The organism is Flavobacterium piscinae, from assembly GCF_004122145.1.
Classification (GTDB): domain Bacteria; phylum Bacteroidota; class Bacteroidia; order Flavobacteriales; family Flavobacteriaceae; genus Flavobacterium; species Flavobacterium piscinae.
In genome coordinates, this window is record NZ_SBKQ01000003.1 from 16445 (window position 1) to 36361 (window position 19917).

Sequence of the window (19917 nt, forward strand, 5' to 3'; positions counted from 1 at the left end):
CGTGTTAAAAATTCCATTTAATTAAGGAAGTTTTATAAACTTCATAAATATAATCTCCTTCCAACAAAAAGATTAAAGCAATATACAAAGCAAGGAACACAAATGTCCAAACTACTGCTTTTCTTAAACTTGCTTTTTCGTCTCTCATGTGCATGAAATCCCAAGTGATATAATATGCTTTAACAATAGTTAAAAACAAGAAAATAAAATTTAAGGGAATTAAAAAGATGAAAGGCGATAAAATAATATTCATTAAAGTAGCTCCTAAACCACCTTCAAAAGGAGAAATCAATGGATGCATTAAGGCAGTTGGTTTATAAATACCCAACACAACTTCAATTGCAGTTACGATGGATAAAAAAATCAATACGCCCCAAATTTTTTGTTCGTTCGACTTGAATTTAAGTCTACCTCTAAAAATTGCTAAATTATGCTCGTGTGCCATTTCTTAAATCTTTTTTAAAATTAAACTAAGTAGAAGAAAGTAAATACGAATACCCAAACTAAATCTACAAAGTGCCAATATAATCCTACTTTTTCAACCATTTCATAACTTCTTCGTTTTTCATACGTTCCTAAGATGACGTTAAGAAAGATGATAAAGTTAATCACAACTCCGGAAAAAACGTGGAATCCGTGGAAACCGGTAATGAAGAAAAAGAAATTAGCAAACTGTTTACTTCCATATTCATTTCTAACCAAATTTGCTCCTTGAACTACATGCACAGCATCATTTAAACGAGCTAACGATTCTTCTCTAGTTAAAATAGTTTTGTGTTTTTCTTTATTCAATGTTGGGTGAACACCTTTTTTGTCATTTTTATCAAAATAAGCTTCTTGTGTTCTCACGTAAATATTGGGATTAGCTTTGAAACCTTCTACTACTTCTGCAACAGAATAGTCAGGTAAAGAGGCTTCTTTTGTAAACCAAATTCCGTTTTTACGTTCATGCTGAACACGATCTTTTGGTAAAGTTTTAGCAAATTCTTCTAATTTAATACGCTTTCCGTCTTGATCAACAAACTGAATAATACTTCCACCTTTGGTCTCAATTGCTCCATATTCACCTTTGATAAAGTTTTTCCATTCCCAAGCCTGTGATCCAACAAAAACAAGACCTCCCAAAACGGTTAAAAACATATAAAAAGCTACCCTTGATTTTTTCATGTGATGACCTGCATCAACGGCAAGTACCATCGTTACCGATGAAAAAATCAAAATAAAAGTCATCAATGCAACATAAAGCATTGGTAAATCTTGACCGTGTAAAAAAGGAAAGTGATTAAACACCTCATCGGCAATTGGCCAGCTATCGGCAAATTTGAATCGAGAAAAGCCATAGGCTGCTAAAAACCCTGTAAAAGTTAAAGCATCTGATAAAATGAAAAACCACATCATCATTTTGCCATAACTTGCTCCCATTGGCTCATTTCCGCCGTTCCAGATTTTTTCTTCAGTTGTAGTAACTGTCGCTCCCATATTTAGTTATTAGTTAAAAAGTTCCCAAATTTACATTTTTTTTCTATTAGTAAAAATAGAAAAATAAAAACAACAAAATCCACAATATATCAAGAAAATGCCAAAACATTGCACCTAGCTCAATACCAAGGGTTTGAGTTGAATTGTATTTTTGTTTAAAATGATTATAAATTATAATTAAAAGGGCTATTAGACCTCCGAAAAGGTGAGCCATATGCAAAATTGCAATGATATATAAGAATGATGTATTTACAGTACTTTCACTTCCTGTAAAAAAATAACCCAATTCTATGATTTGACCAAATCCTATAAATTGGAAAATCACAAACAAAATCCCCAATACTAATGTAACTAACAGCCAAAAAGATGTTTTGCTACGATCATTCTTTCTAATTGTAGTTAAAGCTGAATGAAAGGTAAAACTACTAAGAATAATAATTATTGTACTGATTATAAATGCTTGTGGCAATTCAAAATCTTTCAACCAATCTTTTCTGGATGAACTCACAATATATGCACTCGTTAATCCGGCAAACATCATTACCATACTAATCATAGCAAACCAAAGCAACAATTTATATGATTGTCCTTTTCTGTTTTGATATTCCTGAGCGGTCATTTCCATAATTATCGTAAAAATTTATCGGCAATATAAACCAACTGAAGGAGGGTTATATAGCTCACACTAATCAACATTAATTTTCTGGCAGCTTTGCTATCGCGTTTTTTATACAATTCAAAACCTGCATACAACATCCAAATTCCGAGCAAAAATACAACAATTGCTGAAACCGGCGATAAATATAATCGACTTCCTACTATGCCGATGTAGGGAAAAATTGCCGGCAATAAAGAAGCAATAATCAACCAAATGGTATACAAAATAATTTGCAAGGCAGTACCTTTATCTTTCTCGCCCGTTGGCAACATAAAAAATCCTGCTTTTTTATAATCGTCATACAAAAACCAACCAATTGCCCAAAAATGTGGAAATTGCCAAAAGAATTGAATTAAAAATAAGGTTCCTGCTTCTAAACTGAAATCGTCGGTGGCGGCGACCCATCCCAACATAAAAGGAATGGCTCCCGGGATGGCTCCCACAAAGACAGAAAGCGGTGTGAGTGTTTTTAACGGTGTATAAACGCTGGTATATAAAAAAATTGAAATAGCCCCGAACATCGCTGTTTTAGGGTTTATTAGATATAAAATAATCAATCCAATTAAAGTTAGAACTGAAGCCAAAATAAACGCTGTGTTAACCGTCATTCTGCCCGCTGCTATTGGGCGGTTTTTGGTTCGCTCCATCAAACCATCCAACTCTTTTTCAATGATTTGATTGAATGCATTGGAAGCTCCAACCATGCAATATCCTCCAATGGATAGCATTATTAACGTAGTCCAACTAAAGGTTGAAATATCCAAAATCCCTAAAAAATAACCTGCAATTGAAGAGAATACAACACTAATGGACAACCCTGCTTTAGTGATTTGTTTAAAATCAAAATAAAGTGATTGAAATGTAAACGAATTATGGGTTGCGTTCAAGACTTGTTTCATTGTTTGTAAACTTCGGCAAAGATACAAATTAGAAACTTTAAAAAGAATTGAACAAAATAGAAAATTGGTGTTAAATTAATAATCAAAATACCAATTAAATAAATCGGCTCGTAACCCAATGGAAAACCAAGTGGTATCTTGTTTAAATGTTGTAGCCGTATTTTGACTGGGGTCGAAATTTCTAAAAATTAAATTAGCAAAAACTTTTAGATTAGAAGCCGGATTTACCAAATAACCCGCTTGCAAATCGGCAATCATGATTGTAGTTTTGTTTCCTTGTCCAATGCTAACGCCGGTATCAAAGGGTCGTTGATCGTCGTAATCTTTATAAATATTTCCGCCGTAATTAAAGGAATTCTCGTCCGTATCGAAATCTAAACCACGAACACCATAGGTTAATTTGGCATCACCAAACCAACGCCCTTTAAAATAACGTGCAATGGCTACAACCTCTCTAGCATTTCCCCCCCATTGATGACCTAAACTCTGATTGTTGTGACCGTAGTTAGTAATTGGCGAGCTATGAGCATAAACATAAGGCCTAATGTGATTATATTCCATTTGTAACAAAAGATTTTCAACATTAAATGCATTATAATATTTTGCTCCGATTTGATAACCAAATTTATTTTTCCAACTTTGATTGGCTTCTCTAACATCAGCAAGTGAAAATTCATCAATTAAAAATTGACCATATAATCCCACTTGATTGCTCCATTTGTATTTTGCTGTTAAACCTAAGAGGGCGTTTCCGGTTCTGGAGGAAGAAGTAAATTCAACCGTTCTGTAGAAAATTATCGGGTTAACAAAACTGAAATCAAAACCTCTGTCGTTTGTATTTGTCCAAATTACGGATTCAAAAAAACCAATATTTAAACGTTTAGATGCATTCCAACTTAAATAATGATTAGCCATATATTTAGTGGCATATGTTCCGTCGACGGTTACTTCCGGACGGATATCTTTTAACCACATATAAGTATTGGTGTATTTTATTTTCCAAAAAGTAGTATTTATTTTAAAATACGGATACGGACTTGCTCCATCACTGGTTAACAATGAACGATATCCGTCTCCAATAAAATTTCTTCCATAACCCAATTGTAGATTTATAAAATCACTGGGTGTGTAGGTTAAATTTGCTTCTGACAAAGGAAAATCATACGCATCATCTTTGAATCGTTTGGCAATTCCAACTCCCGGAATTACGGCTGGATTTCCTCCTGATGGAGCTATACTTTCAGCATATTGATTATAGTAGTCGGCAAATCTTCCTTGACTTTCATAGATAGAGGTTGTAAAATTCAGTTGCTTGCCCAAACCTCCTTGAATTTGAAGACCTCTGGTATTTTGATAAGTGTAACTTGCTTCGCTTGGACTACTTTTTCCTACTCTTAAATCTAATATCGGATTCATTGTAAACCAATAGTCTTTCCCTTGAATGGCCACTAAATTTTCATTCCAAAATTTTCTTCCCCACCAACCAGTTTTGGTTTTCATTAGTTTTTGATTGGCTTCTTCCAGATTGTAATATTTATTTACTTCGGTATAAGTGTAAGGCTTAGAAGCAGTATGATTGTTTGAACCAACCTGATTTAAAGCTGCATCAAATTGAGCATAATTACTATGCGAAAAAGGTATGTTTAAATGGCTTTGAAATTGTGGATTTGAAAATTTTTCATATTTTATGTTATCATATTCGTTCAACTCATTTTTATTAACTTTAAATTCCGAAGCCCTTTTTTTGGTTGCTTCCTCTTTTGCTAATTTGGATTGAACCGGATCTTGTAAAGGAATACTAATGCGAATAGAATATCTGGAATAAGTTGGGTTTCCCGCGTAAGTTGGCGGACCAATTGGCTCCATTTCGTTAAAAACACGCTTGATTTCTTCATTCAATTCAGGATACGTAGCATCCGAATACTGCATGATGAATTTTCCTTCTTGATTTACTTCAAACAAAACAATAAAATTTCCTTTGAAATTATTGTCTGTTACATTTTGTGGAACTTTAAAGTTAGTGTAAATTTTTTGTTGTACTTCATCATAAAAACAGCTTTCCAACTCTTCATTGAATTTATTTTCGCAGGTTGGAAAAATAGGAAACTGTTCAACTTTTTTGTCTTGTGACCACAAAAAATTTGAAACCAATACCACTAATAGAAGAATATTATTTTTCATTTGAGCATTATTAATAATTATTTTCAGCCGTTAATCCTAAAGAAATAGCTTTGGCTGATGAAGTTCCGATTCTTTTTACACCCAAGTTAATCATTTCAACAGCCTCTTGGTAGGTTCTTACTCCCCCTGCGGCCTTTACCGGCAGTGGAGCACTGTTTTCGAGCATCATTATTATGGATGGGATTGTTGCTCCATTGGGTTTGTTGTCTTGTGTTTTAAAAAATCCTGTTGAAGATTTTACAAAAACAGAGGCATAATTATCTTCCTTAAAATTAGCAATTACTACATTTTTAATCAAAGTAGTTAATTGTATAATTTGTTGGTCGGATAGAGCGGCCACTTCAATAATCCATTTCACTGTTTTATGGTGTGATAATCCCAGCTTTGTACATTTCAAAACTTCATCTTTTACACTATTTACGTCACCTGCTTTGAACTTTTCATAATTACAAACAAAATCCAAATCATCTGCACCGTCTTCAATGGCTTTTAGAGCTTCCGAAAGTTTTTCTTCACAACTATTCGTTCCTTCGTGAAAGCCAATCACCGTTCCAACCAAAACTTTAGATTTGGCTTCAGAAATCATTTTTTTTGCAAAAGCAACCATATCCGGTCTTATCATGATGAGTTTAAAACGTTCTTCAATGGCTTCGGAAATGAAACCTTGAACCACTTTTCGATTTTCCTCCAAAGACAATCCGGCTTGTTCAGGTGTTTTTAAATAGGTTGAATCTAAAAATTGTTTAATATCCATTGCGTAAAAATAAAAAATCCCACCGAAGTGGGATGTGTTTTAACTATAAATATTTTTTAATTACTTAAACGAAATGTAATTGGAATTCTATACCGCACATTCACCGACTCTCCTTTTACTCTTCCGGGCTCTAAATTTGGTAATTTACTGATTACTCGAAGGGCTTCCTTTTCAAGATCTTTATCATGGAATTGGGCAGCATTTGCAGGTTTAACTCCTGTAATAGAACCATTGGTGTTTATGATAAACTCGACCAAAACAGATCCTTGTTTATTATTTTCTTTTGCTCTTTCCGGATAACGTAAGTTTCTTTGTAAATATTTCTTCATTTGTTCATTAAAACATGCTTTTTGAGCATCACCTTTTAAGCCGGTACAAGCTTTGAAAGTTGGCAATTCGTCTAACTCGTTTCCATCATAAACATCTTTTTTAATTGGAGTGATTGTATTTGATGCTGGCACAAGCGTAGTTTCGGTTTTAATCAAATCTTTATCTTGAGCATCATCAGGAGAAGTTGTATCATTATTTTCCGGTTCCGGTTCCGAATCTTCAATTGGTTTAAATGTATCGACAAAAGGTTTTCTAGGAGTTGGTTCCGGTTTGGGTTCTACTTTCGCAATTTCCTTTTGAGGCTCTTTTTCTACAGTAAAATCATGAATAAAATTTTTTTCAGAGATGTCTATCGCCTTTCTTTTCTCAAAAGCCTCAATTTCAGAAGCCGGAGTCTCCAATTCAATAATAAAATAAACAGCAATTAAACTTGCTAAAAGTCCAAGTTGGAAATAAATTTTTCCATTGTGCTTTACATTTGGGTAATCATCTAAATTTCTCATGGTTTCTATGGATTAGTTATAGAAAATAGAAACCAAAAGTTATGCCAAAAAAAATAATCCACTCAATTTGAGTGGATTATAATATATTTAATTAATCAATTATTGATCTAATTTGAATGTAATCGGAATACTCATGGTCATTCTAACCGGTTTTCCTCTTTGTTTTCCGGGAGTCATTTTTGGCAATTTGTTCATGATTCTTCTGGCTTCTTTTTCCAAAGTTGGATAAGGTGCTCTCATGTTTGCTATAGAAACGCTTCCATCCTTTTCAATAATGAAACTTACAAATACTTTACCTTGGTGTCCTGCATCTATTGCAGCATCCGGATAGTTAAAGTTTTTCTTAATGTGAGCTTGAATTTTATCTTGAAAACAATCTTTTCTTTTGTCTTTTGCTACACTTTCACAACCTGGGAATAATGGCACATCTTCAATGATTGCAAAAGGAACATCTACTTCCGGTTCTTCTACCTCAGCAACTACAACTTTTTCTGCCTTAACTACTTCTTCTTTTTGATTGGTTTCAGTAGATTGAATTTCAACTTCCTTAATTTCTTTTTTATCTTCAACCACTTTAATTACTTCAGGAGCTGGTGGCGGTGGTGGTGGCGGTGGTGGTGGTGTATTCAACTGAACCGTTACCGGTACATCTTCATCTAAGAAACTGTTATCCACTTTTCTGTCAAGTCCAGATAAGTCTTTTTCATATGTTTTTAACTCTATCGCAAGATAAGAAAGTATTGCAATAGCAGCCAATCCAAGTTGAAAATAGAGCGAACTATTTCGCTTTGGATCAACATTTAAATTCTTTTTTGGTTCCATAATTTGTTAATTGAGATGCTAATATAGCTATTTATCAAAAATATTAAAATTATTTTATAAAATTTAACCTTTTCCTGTTGAACGCAATGACTATTGTAGCAACAAACGCACCAAAAGTATTTGCTAGTCCATCTGCCAGTTCAGGCTTTCTGTTTTCTGTCAAAACTCCTTGTAACAATTCAATAACCATGCCATAAAAAACTGCCAATAAAAAGGAAATAATAATAGCATTCTTCAAGCTTGTTTTATTTACAATATTTAAAATTAACAACAAGGTCAGGACAAAATAAAAAATAAAATGAACATATTTATCTCCGTTTTGAGTAGAAATTTTTGGCAAAGCTTTTAAACTCGCCAAACTTAAAATTGTGACAAAAAGAGTCCAAATTATTAAAGCAAATAAAAGAAAGTTCTTTTTATGCACCAATCAATTCTTTATAAGCATCACTGTTTAATAAAAGTTCGAAATCGCTAGGATTTGTGACTTTGACTTTTACCATCCAACCTGCACCATAGGGATCAGTATTTACACTTTCGGGTTTAGATTCAAGCTCTTCATTAAACTCAATAATTTCTCCTGATAAAGGCAAAAACAGATCTGAAACGGTTTTCACAGCTTCTACTGTTCCAAAAACTTCGTCTTTTTCTAATGTTTGGTCTAAAGTTTCAACTTCAACATAAACAATGTCTCCAAGTTCTTTTTGAGCAAAATCTGTAATGCCTACAGTGGCGATGTTTCCATCTAAACTAACCCATTCGTGGTCTTTAGTGTACTTTAAATTTGAAGGTATATTCATTAGTATAATTTGTTTTTACAAATGTAATTTTTATGAAATAAATTTAAACTATTTTTAATTATTTTTTTTAGTTCCCAAAATTATACCGCAAAGTGAATCCTGCACGAATATTGGTTAGAGGGAAAGCGGTAGAAATTACTGCTTTAGAAAAAGTATGGTCATAAAAGAAAATAGCTGTTAGATTTTTACTAAAAGAATAATCCGCTGTTAATTTTGCAGACCAAATATTTTGACCTCCGGATAACTGATTATTATCATAATCTAAATAACGAACTATTGTTTTGTTATCTCTGAAAGAAAAATCTGTTCTGATATTAATATCACTTTTAATCACACCTTGCGGATTATCCGCTAGTGCGGAGGTAAAAGTTACATCTTTAAAACGGAATCCTAAACCAACAACATATTCTAAACCTTGAATTTCCGTTAATAGATTATTGTCAAAACTAAGTGAAAGTGCACGGTCTTTTTTCATCTCTGCTAAAAACTTGAAAGAATTTTGCATTTCAAAATCTACACGAATTAACGGATTAAATTGTTCAACCAAATTGACATTTTGAATTAATAATTTGTTATAAAAATTACCTCCTTGATCTAATTGATTTGGGTTTTGTTCGTATTCAAAATTTGATCGGAATGAATTGATTGTATAAGCCGCTTTATAACTGTGTTGTAAAGAAAAACGTTTAAATCTGTCTTTAAAAAATTTATACCGCATTAAACCACTGTATTTGATTGTCCAGTTTGGAAGGGGAATATCACGCAAAGCACTTAACGAAATCCCACTAGACTCTTTGCCTGAATAAGCTGCGAGGAAAGATGGAATCAATACGGCCTGACTATTTCTTCCGAATCCGATAGGGAAATTAAAATTTGGGTCTGAACTATCTGTCACTCTAGGGATTTCACCTACATAATATTGAGAAGCCAATCGATTGGCGATTTCAAGTCGGTTATCTCTGAACGCTTGAAAAGCAGCAGAATTAAATTCATCGCTTTTAGAAAAAGCTGTTTTTATTAAAATAGTTGATATTGAAAAATTTCCGGTAGTATAAGGTGATCTTGAATTATAAATACCATTTTCTACGTCATATTGTTCCGTAAAGTTTTCCATAAAATTCCTGTCTGCCGTTAGGTCAATTGTAAAATCAGGAAATAAATCAACCTTGGCTGTTGCATTTAATTGTTTAGTGACAACTTCGGTATAGTTTTGGTTAAATTCAGGGTAAATTGATAACCATCCTCTTCTTGCTGCTTCATAACGAACATCATCTTGTAATCCAAAAACAAAACCGGTAGATGGTTTTGAAGACCCAAAAAACCCAAGTGATTGTGTGTATCCCGGTAAAGCTGTACCTTCATTTTGAGTATAGTTAATTTGAATGTTTTTAACACTCGTCAAAACACCAATTAATCCATCCACAAAAACATTTCCTTCTGATTGTTGCGGTTGTCTCGTACTAACAATTTTTTCACCGGGTTTGGGTGCTGCCGGCTTTGGTTGAGGTTTTTTCTTTTTATCTTTGGTAAGTCCAATATATTTATAAAACAAATCCATATTCATTGTAGCATTCAATCGGTGTGAAGCGGAATTCTGAATAGTATTTCCAAGATTATAGACTAAATTATCTTCTGTGGTAAAGGTTGATAAAGCATCAGAAGAACGCGTCCAATTGAATGTACCTGTATAAGAATAATTTGATTTCAAGAAACTTAAAAAAGGGAGTTTGTTTATTGGAAGATCATAATTTAAAACAAATTGTTGGTTATGTTGGTCAGGAGTCCCTACATTCCAATAATCATCAAAAATTCTATTGTCTTCCTCAGGAATTCCTTGTTCATCAAAATAATTTCTTACAATATTACTTCTGCCTACATTGTAATTCAATTTTAATGATTTTGTCAGATTAAAATTAAATCCATACTGATAATTAAACAAATAATTTCTTCTGTACAATGCAGAAAGGGGTATCCCTTCAACTTCAACTTGTCTGAATTGTTGTCTATTAAACTGTCTGACAATGTTTGTACTAAAATTAATAGCAGAAGGTAAGTAATTGAAATTAAAATCGCTAAGTAGCTTCCAATACTGCGATTTTTTCATAAACTTATTGTTTTTCAATGGTTCGATTGGCTTATTTTGAAAAGTGTGAGCATAATCAACCGCTGTTCTGGTTTGTTGATCAATGAAGTCTTCTATTTCATAATTGTGTTTTTCAACTTCATTAAAAGAATGTGAAAGAGTTATATTTTCAACATCATAAACACGTGCTTTTTTTTCAGGTAATCTTTCTTTTCGAACCCCAATAAAATTTATACTTTTTCTTTTAGTATAATCAATGGCTCGTTGTCTAATATTTTCTCTTTCGGCCTCATTGTCAGTAACATCTAACAACTGCTCTAATCTAATGTCTTGATTAAACGGATCATATTCAGGGGTAATTGTTTGTTCACCAATTGCATAATTAAATGGTAAGGTGATTCCCCATTTTTTTGGCAGTAATTGACCTACGTTAATATTGGTTACTATGTCATATTGTTGCATGTCTTCTCTACTACGCTCGTTTACCCCTTCTTCTAAAGCTCCAAATCCAATAGTACTCATTCTTCCTGTTGCAGAAATGGTTGCGAAATCTGCGGCATTAGCATCTAAATTTAAAATAGCAGCATATCCACCTTTATTTTTTAATCCTGCTACCCTTAATTCATTAAACCAAACCTCTCCCCGAATACTTTGCGTTTCAACTGCTCCTGTCTTTGTGTTTCTTAACCCTAACATCAATGTTCGAACCAATCCAAAATTAGGATTTCCTTTAATCCCTAAACGAAGTTTATTTGGCTTAGAAGCGGCACTTGGATCCAATTGGTCCTCATCTTGAAAATAAATATCATCTGGATTTGGATTTTCTCCATTTATCGCTTGGATTTTTAACTTTGTTAATAGGGCCAAGTTTAAGTCAATTTCATTTGCTTCAGGCCATATTTCTTCCGGTAAAGTTGCTCCATGAGGAGTTACTTTTAATGGAATTTCAACTTGATAAAAATTTTGAGTAAAATCATTCCCAAATCGAACAAATGCAACCATTTCATCGTCTAATAACCTTTCGCTACTTACGTTATTTTCAATTGCTTCGGCATGAATAAACATTTTCAATTTTTCAAATTGTCGCATGTCTATTTCCAAATTTTTAAAAACTGCTCTTGAATCCTCTGGTTCTAAACCACCAGGAAGACTTGTATTTTGTTTGGCAACACGAAGAGAAAGTGACTGTTCATTTTGGTTAATAACCGTATTATTATTGAAAAGTTGTTCTCGTTGAACGCCCGGAGGCATTACATAGCGAATTGGAGACCTATTACTATTTTCTTGAATATTGACCGATTGCACATCAAATGCGGTGTTATCATTTAAATCTTCAGCAGGTGTTTCATTCGGGTCTAATTCTCCAAGATATCTTCTCCATTCACCTCTCACAAGCTCTAAAACCCCAAAACGAAGAGTCATTTCTTCATTAAATCCGGTCATAAACATTCGCATAAAACGAATAGAGCGAAAATCAGAAATACTTCCAATTATATTGTCATATTGTGTTACCGGAATTTTAAACTGAAGCCATCGAGCTTCAGGAGATCCCGGACTGTTACTGCTTGGAGGTGTCGCGGCTACAGGGACAATATCAGTAATGAAATTTTGACCAACTTCCATGTTTGGAGTTACAGGTATTTTGTATTCAAAATAGGCGTTAATTGTATTCATGGTATTGTCCCTGTTAATGTCTTCTACATCAGGCAAGGTTGAATTACCACGATTATTATCGGTAACCGTTACAGGTGAATTTCGTTCAAGTCCGTTATAATTTTTATAACGTTCGATTACGTTTCCGGTAGCATCTAAATAAAATTGATAATTATCGGCAGCCGGATCACTAAAAGATTGAAATTGAGATGGTAGTCCTTCTAATAAAGCTTCATCCGCATCATTTACACCATCTAATCCTATATCTTGGATCGTTCTATTTCCTTGTTCTGTATCAAAAGCATAAATTAACGATTGAGAGGCTGGAACTTTACCCCAAAATGTTGGAATGGTTGGCTGTGTTGAACCTACACCTGGTAACCCGTTTTCATATTGCTTTCTACCATCTTTCAGAACATCTTCCGAAATTTCACCTAAATTCAAGTAAATTTCGCCTGTATTTGAAGGATTAAATTCGTCTGTTCCAAAGTAAGGATCCAACATCCAAAACTGAATATATTCCACATTTCCTTGTTCAAAATTAGTAGAATTGATGGCTCGCATTATTCCTCCAAAGTTTGTTTCCGGATTTGGCAAGGTATTATCCGTTGTTGTATCAGGGTTGAAATTATAGGGACCTCTTTCTGTTGGAAAATAGGTTAAATCCAAGGTATTGATAACCGTTTGTTGACCTTGAGCGATATCGGTTACTGGAAAAATCTCATTAATAAAAATTCTTCGGGTTTTGTTAAGAGCCATTTCATCATCTGAAATCCCGCCAGGTCTTTGACTAGTATAAAAAATTGGGTCCACTGTATACCAAGCCAATTTAGCTCTTTTAAATCCGGTATTTCTTCCTGTTAACGTCTCACCGAAATTGTATGTGCTTTCTGCATCGTGTAAAGGCACGCTTGAAAGACTCCAAGATAATGCAGATTTCATATCTATAGTGGTTTGTGATCCTTCAAAATCATCAACATACAAAGTAGATTCTCCATCAAAATTATCTGCTTTAGGCGTTCCTGGCTTTAAGTAGGCAAATTCCCCTCTAACAGAAATATTTGAGGGTACATCTGTATCAATATTAGGTAATTTATTAACTAAACGAGTTAAAAAAGGAAGTTCAGTTGAATAATTACCATTAAATCCAAAAATACTATTGTTCACCGATTCTTGACCAAAACTGGATTTTTGTGTAAAAGGTCGTTCGGTCATACGTAAATATGTTGCCCCGATTTGAAACTTTTCTGAAAATTTATGATCCACATTCACCCCCATGAAGCGTCTGGTTTGCTGACCAAAAACTGAATTATTTTCTACGGAAATATTAATTGGAGTACCGGAACTTTGCAAGGAAGGATCTAAAATCCGAACTCTTCCCAACTGATAATTAACAGTATAATCAATTCCTTCGGCCAAAGTACGACCCCCGGCAGTAACTACCACAGAACCTCTGGGCACATTGAATGCTCCAATTGGAATCCCGTCTCCTCCGGATGACTTAAATCGTCCGCGTAATAAAAACTTGTTTTTTTCACTATCTTGCAAAGCAGCAGCTTGTGTACTGCGATACATGCTTCTGTAAACATATTTATTTTGATTCGAATTGTAACCCGTTACCGTGTTATTATAGTCCTCACCCGGTCCTGATTTTAATTTTTCAAATAAATGTTTTCCAAAAGGTTCTACGGTGGTAAAAATTAATCTACCATTTTGGGTATCCACAGTTAAACCGGGAATAAAATCATAAAACCCATCTCCTCCTTGCTGTGGATCGTTGGTATAATTTAATCTATCTACATTAAACACTCTTAATAAAGGTGTTTCAGAAACTTCGTCTACAGGTGCAGGAAGTGGACTTGTGAGTGTAATATAGTTTAGAGGCGAAGGATCGGAATATAAAATATTAAACCTGAAATCTTCTTGTTCTAATTGAAAAGCACCCGGAATTTGATAGATGTTTTTCATCATAAGATTCCAAATTGGTTTTTCAACATTGGTTAAATTACTTTTTAACATCTTTAAAATCAAACATTGTGTCACAGGTATATTTGTTCCCGGATCAACAACAGTTGATTCAACTCCATCATTTCCAAATTCTCCAACTTGATAAACTTCATCTCCAATTGTGTATTGATAAGCAACGGCAATAACTTCATCGTTAGTTAATTTTTGTTGCAACGATATATATCCTAATTGTGGATGATAAGTAAATTCATTTGCTGTTAATTTTCGGGCATTTTCTAATTTTGAATAGTCCAAACCTTCAACTGCATTATAGTTAAATCCTTCATTTGAGGTAACAATCTCTCTAATTTGAGGACGTAACAAACCGCTTCCGCTTTGAATTAATGCGGGGTCAAAATCATTGTTTGAGTTTTTTGAGGGTGTATTGGCAATGGCATTGAAAAATCCTCCGGGTATTGGGCTAATCCCAACAACCTCGGTATCGGTTAATCCAGGTAATTGCGACTCTCCTAAATCTTGAAGAGCAATAATGTTCCGTAAATTATTACCCTCTTGCGAAGTATTGATTCTATTTTGACGATTTGTAATCCAAACTTCAATTCGTGTAATTTGCACACGACTATCAATCTGCGGATACTGCCTCAAGGAAGCGTCATATCTATTTCTAAAATATTGTGATAGAAAAAAGTGTCTGTCAGCATCATAATCCAAAGCAAACATTTGAAAATCCTGCACAGTTCCTCCACCTTCTGCTGTAACTGATCGGGTTTGAGACTTTTGTTCTGAAAATACCCCCGTTATCGTTGTTCGTCCAAATTGCAGTTGTGCTTTTACCCCAAATAAACTTTGAGCACCTCGAATTAAAGTATTGTTTAACGGCATACTCACATTACCTACTTCAATATTTTGTAAAATAGCGTCCTCATCGGGAGTATACTCCAACTTAATTAAATTTTGAAAAGCAAAAGTAGATTGTGTGTCATAATTGGCATTTACATTCAATCTTGTTCCTACTTTACCGGTTAAACTCATGTTTATCCTTTGGTCAAAATCAAACGTAGTTGTAGTTCTATTTCTGGGAGAAAAAGACGGATTGTCTTGCTTTGTGTAGCGAATTCCTAAATCCATTTCTACTGAACCTCGGGGCTGAACATCGATTGTATTACTACCGAAAATCGTTTCAAAAAAACCGGAATTTACGTAGTAGCGTGGTAATAAATCTTTTTTAGCGTCTTCTGCTCCTTCTTTTTTGCCATCAATAGCATCTAATTTTTGTTTGAAATAATTACGCATCGACTCACGAAGCACCAACTCTTCATATTCTTTTGGCGTTAATATAACCGGGTAATTGATATTAAATTCTCCAATCTTACTATTGTAAATGTAACGATCGGTAACAGGATCATAAGTATAAGCCGAGACAATACTTGGCGGATTGTTTAATTCTATTTTTCCCTTATTAAACCCAACAGAATCCGTTGGGGTTTCATTTTCGTCTTCTTGTGAAAATGCTGCAAAACTTATTAGAAAAATGAGCCAAAAAAAGCTTACTTTAAATGGCGTTGCAAAATTAAAATTATACTTAGTTTTCAAGAATTATAAATTTTTTAATGCTTGTTTAATTACTGATTCAACGGTGGCATCCGGATTGTCTTTAACAATTTTATCCACTACTTTTTCTGCCAATTTTTTGTTAAAACCTAACACCTCCAAAGCAGATAACGCTTCATCTTTATTTGTATTGTTTAAAGACATCGAAACTTCATCTAAATCATACACCTTTAACACTTTTTCTTTTAAATCCAAGATTACTCGTTGAGCTGTTTTTGCTCCAATTCCTTTAATGGATTGAATGGTATGCACATCTCCCGAAGCAATCGCTTGCAGAATTTGTTTAGGTTCCATTGACGAAAGCATTGTTCTGGCAATACTAGCTCCAATCCCTGAAACCGAAATCAACAATTTGAATATTTCCCGTTCCGACTTTTCAACAAAACCAAACAAAGTGTGAGCATCTTCTTTAATTTGAAGATATGTAAACAATTTTACGTTTTCTGAATTTGGGATTAGTGAGAAAGTATGCAGTGAAATATGAAGGTGATAACCCACTCCGTTGCAGTCAATAACTACATCGGTAGGTGTTTTCTCTACCAAACGACCTTGAATGTGAGCAATCATGAATGTTTTAAGTTAGTTTTCAAATGTAACAAAAATCTTTAATTATCAATCAACAAAACGATTAATAACATAAAATTTAGTTAAAAACTAACTTTTATAGACTTGTAACGCTTTTCTTTTTCTTGTGCATCAACTACTGCAACAGCGGCCATATTGACCATTTCTTCTACGCTTGCTCCCAATTGGAAAATATGTACCGGTTTATCCAAACCTAACATAATCGGCCCTACTGAATCAACTTTATAGAGTTCCTTCAACATTTTATAATTTATATTTGCTGCCTCCAAATTAGGGAAAATTAGTGTATTTACTTTTTTTCCGGCCAATTTTGAAAATGGAAATTTATCCTTCAGCATTTCAGGATTTAAAGCAAAGTCGGCTTGAATTTCACCATCTACAATTAAATCAGGATAATATTTATGTAAATATGCCACTGCTTGACGAACTTTTTCGGAAGTTTGACTAGTGGAAGAACCAAAATTGGAATAAGAAGTCATTGCAATAACGGGTTGCATTCCAAACATTTTTACTGTTTTTGCGGTCATTAAAGCAATTTTGGCCAAATCATCAGCAGTTGGATCCACATTAATTGCAGTATCTGAGAAAAATATGGGTCCACGATTGGTCATCATCATGTTGGTAGTGGCTATTCTTGTAACACCCGGAGCTTTATCAATCAACTGCATAATTGGTTTTACCGTAGAAGGATAACTTCTGGAATATCCTGTCACTAGAGCATCAGCTTCCCCTTCATTGACCATCATAGCGGCAAAATAATTGCGTTCCCGCATCCATTTTTGAGCATCTAGCAATGTAATGCCACGACGTTTTCTAGCCTCCCAAAAAGAATTGGCATATTGCATTCGTTTTTCATCAAGCTCTTTGGTTTTTGGATCTAAAATGGGCACATCCGCATCAAATCCGATTTCTTCTTTTAATTCTAAAATGGTTTCTTTATTTCCTAAAAGGATAGGTTTCCCGATGCCTTCTTCCATTACAATTTGTGCCGCTTTCAACACATCTAAATGATCCGCTTCGGCAAAAACAATCCGTTTTGGGTCAGTTTTTGCACGGTTGGCCAATAATCGCACCATTTTATTATCCGAGCCTAATCGTTCGGCTAATTCTTCTTCATATTTTTCCCAATCCAAAATTGGGTTTTGTGCTACACCTGATTCCATTGCTGCTTTAGCGACTGCCGGAGCTACAATGGTAATTAATCGTGGATCAAATGGTTTCGGAATGATGTAATCACGACCAAAATTCAATTTGGTTTCACCGTAAGCAATATTCACTTGTTCCGGTACAGGCATTTTGGCTAATTCGGCTAAAGCGTAAACAGCTGCCATTTTCATGGCTTCGTTAATTTTTGTTGCTCTAACGTCCAATGCTCCTCTAAAAATATATGGAAAACCAAGCACATTATTCACTTGGTTCGGATGGTCGGAGCGACCGGTAGCCATGATTATATCTTTTCGGGTGGCAATTGCCAAATTATAATCAATTTCCGGAACCGGATTGGCCATGGCAAAAACGATTGGGTCATGAGCCATATTCAATAGCATTTCCGGAGTTAGAATATTTCCTGCTGATAATCCCAGGAAAACATCTGCACCTTTCATGGCATCGCTTAACGTTGTGTCTTTTTTTCCGGATGTATATTTTTGTTGTAAAGGAGATAAATCTGTTCTCTCTTTGTGAAGCACTCCTTCTTTGTCAAACATGATGATGTTTTCTGCTTTTACACCCAATAAAAGGTATAAATTAGCACAAGCCAAGGCAGCCGAACCGGCTCCTGAAACTACAATTTTAATTTCATCGGCTTTTTTATTGGCCAATTCTAAAGCATTCAATAAGGCCGCAGAGGAAATAATGGCAGTACCGTGTTGGTCATCATGCATGACCGGAATATTTAATTCTTCTACCAAACGGTGTTCGATTTCAAAGGATTCGGGAGCTTTGATGTCTTCTAAATTAATTCCGCCAAAAGTGGGAGCGATATTTTTAACGGTTTCGATAAATGCATCAATGTCTTTGGTACCAACTTCAATGTCAAACACATCGATATCGGCAAAAATTTTAAAAAGTAAAGCCTTTCCTTCCATTACCGGTTTTGAAGCTTCGGGACCAATATCGCCTAAACCTAAAACAGCAGTTCCGTTGGTGATGACGGCTACCAAATTCCCTTTGGCGGTGTATTTATAAACGTTGTTGACATCTTTGGCAATTTCCAAACATGGTTCTGCCACTCCGGGTGAATAGGCCAACGACAAATCACGTTGTGTGGCGTATTTTTTGGTGGGAACCACTTGGATTTTCCCAGGATTTGGCTTGGCGTGGTATAAAAGGGCTTCTCTGCGTTTAGTATCTTTGTGCATGAATTGAATTCTTCTATGATTGACTCACAAAGGTAAGAGAGTTATGGAAAAAAGGAAATTTTAATGGGAATTCTTTTGGGGTAGAATTTTAATTATTTTGGATTAAAAAATTATCAAATTATATAATAATCATTTTGAAACTACCTTGTCATTTCTTTTTTAAGTTTTTCAATAGTTGTTTTTTTCAAATCTAACTCAAATGTGGTCTTAGAATTAGAATCAACATAAAAGGAATCTGAATAAATTAAATTATCTTTTGTTGTAAAAACGACTATTTTAATTTTTCCTGAGATCTTAACATCTTCTTTAAAATTTAAGTTTGAATTTTCCCAATAAGCATTATAAAATGAATTATTATTTATATAAATATATGAAATATTTAAGTCTTTAAAACTCTTTGTGCGATCAACAATAGTAATTAATTCTTGTTTATCATATTTTAAAATTTGATCAATATTTATATATCCTAAACGGGTTGCATTAAATTCGTAAATTAAATCTTCATTACTACGTAATGTTTTCAAAGCCTTTACTAATGAATCTACATTTCCTTGGTAAACTAACAAATCTTCATAAAGTAGATAATCCAAGTTATTTCTAGAACCTTTTGTCATATCTTCAAGATACAAAGAGTCTTTACTTTTTTCAATTGCTACACTATCAATTTGTATTATTTTAAAATAACCACCAAGACCGTCTCTACCAACTGTTAACCCATATCTTAAATTTTTCAATCTGTCTGGAACAATTTTATAAATTTTATCTTCACTCAATTCCCAATTAAAGACTGTATCATTATCGTTATAATAAATTTCATTTTTACTTTCAATTCGTCTAGGTATTTGTACTTTATATGAGATATTGTCTAACAAATTTAGTTGCTTTCCATCCTCTGTAAAGTTAATATATAAAACCCCGGATGATTCAAGTAGCTTATTATCATTAGTAATAGTTTCTATAGAATTTAAAGCGAAATCATTAAAGTCATAATATTCAATTAGTTCAAGTTTGATTAAACCGTTGGTATAGTTTTTAAAAAGATTCTTATTTACGAAAATTTTAGTTCCTTTTTTTCCAATTAACACAGTATCGTTTAATAATGTAAATTCTATAGTTTCATTTTTATCAACTTTTAATGCTTTTAAAACATCTTCTGTACGAATAACATCTTTTTTTTGACAAGCAAGTGTAATTAGCAACAACAAAAAGTAAAAAAATTTTTTCATGCTTTGTA

The 19917-nt window shown here is 33.8% G+C and carries 14 protein-coding genes; all 14 read right to left on the reverse strand.

All coding sequences use genetic code 11. The annotated features are described in order from the left end of the window. Nucleotides 1-4: 4 nt before the first annotated feature. Complete coding sequence (locus EQG68_RS03080; RefSeq protein WP_129463321.1) at nt 5-445, reverse strand: cytochrome C oxidase subunit IV family protein; 441 nt, start codon at nt 443-445, stop codon at nt 5-7. 20 nt (nt 446-465) lie between these two features. After that, nucleotides 466-1479 carry a cytochrome c oxidase subunit 3 gene (locus tag EQG68_RS03085; RefSeq protein WP_129463322.1) on the reverse strand — a complete coding sequence of 338 codons (1014 nt, stop codon included), beginning with the start codon at nt 1477-1479 and terminating at the stop codon, nt 466-468. 46 nt (nt 1480-1525) lie between these two features. Further along, nucleotides 1526-2104, reverse strand: coding sequence for a cytochrome c oxidase subunit 3 (locus EQG68_RS03090; protein ID WP_129463323.1), 579 nt, complete (start codon nt 2102-2104; stop codon nt 1526-1528). A 2-nt stretch (nt 2105-2106) separates the two neighbouring features. After that, nucleotides 2107-3024 carry a heme o synthase gene (cyoE, locus tag EQG68_RS03095; protein ID WP_187347458.1) on the reverse strand — a complete coding sequence of 306 codons (918 nt, stop codon included), beginning with the start codon at nt 3022-3024 and terminating at the stop codon, nt 2107-2109. Nucleotides 3025-3111: 87 nt separating this feature from the next. Beyond that, entirely contained in the window at nt 3112-5217 is a 2106-nt protein-coding gene (locus tag EQG68_RS03100; RefSeq protein ID WP_129463325.1) for a gliding motility protein RemB, read from the reverse strand. 10 nt (nt 5218-5227) lie between these two features. Then, complete coding sequence (deoC, locus tag EQG68_RS03105) at nt 5228-5971, reverse strand: deoxyribose-phosphate aldolase (RefSeq protein ID WP_129463326.1); 744 nt, start codon at nt 5969-5971, stop codon at nt 5228-5230. A gap of 56 nt (nt 5972-6027) precedes the next feature. Next, a complete protein-coding gene (locus tag EQG68_RS03110; RefSeq protein WP_129463327.1) occupies nt 6028-6804 on the reverse strand; it encodes an energy transducer TonB in 777 nt (258 codons plus the stop codon). A 99-nt stretch (nt 6805-6903) separates the two neighbouring features. Then, complete coding sequence (locus tag EQG68_RS03115; protein ID WP_129463328.1) at nt 6904-7626, reverse strand: energy transducer TonB; 723 nt, start codon at nt 7624-7626, stop codon at nt 6904-6906. A gap of 49 nt (nt 7627-7675) precedes the next feature. Continuing rightward, the gene (locus tag EQG68_RS03120; RefSeq protein WP_129463329.1) at nt 7676-8050 is read right to left on the reverse strand and encodes a VanZ family protein; all 375 of its coding nucleotides are present in this window, start codon (nt 8048-8050) and stop codon (nt 7676-7678) included. Then, nucleotides 8043-8423 carry a glycine cleavage system protein GcvH gene (gene gcvH / locus EQG68_RS03125; RefSeq protein ID WP_129463330.1) on the reverse strand — a complete coding sequence of 127 codons (381 nt, stop codon included), beginning with the start codon at nt 8421-8423 and terminating at the stop codon, nt 8043-8045. The genes EQG68_RS03120 and gcvH overlap by 8 nt, the downstream gene beginning before the upstream one ends. Before the next feature lie 67 nt (nt 8424-8490). Next, nucleotides 8491-15720, reverse strand: coding sequence for a T9SS outer membrane translocon Sov/SprA (gene sov / locus EQG68_RS03130; RefSeq protein WP_164975378.1), 7230 nt, complete (start codon nt 15718-15720; stop codon nt 8491-8493). A gap of 3 nt (nt 15721-15723) precedes the next feature. Next, the gene (gene ruvA, locus EQG68_RS03135; RefSeq protein ID WP_129463331.1) at nt 15724-16305 is read right to left on the reverse strand and encodes a Holliday junction branch migration protein RuvA; all 582 of its coding nucleotides are present in this window, start codon (nt 16303-16305) and stop codon (nt 15724-15726) included. Between the two features lie 80 nt (nt 16306-16385). Then, entirely contained in the window at nt 16386-18683 is a 2298-nt protein-coding gene (locus EQG68_RS03140) for an NADP-dependent malic enzyme (RefSeq protein WP_129463332.1), read from the reverse strand. A gap of 140 nt (nt 18684-18823) precedes the next feature. Beyond that, complete coding sequence (locus EQG68_RS03145; protein WP_129463333.1) at nt 18824-19909, reverse strand: hypothetical protein; 1086 nt, start codon at nt 19907-19909, stop codon at nt 18824-18826. Nucleotides 19910-19917 lie beyond the last annotated feature (8 nt).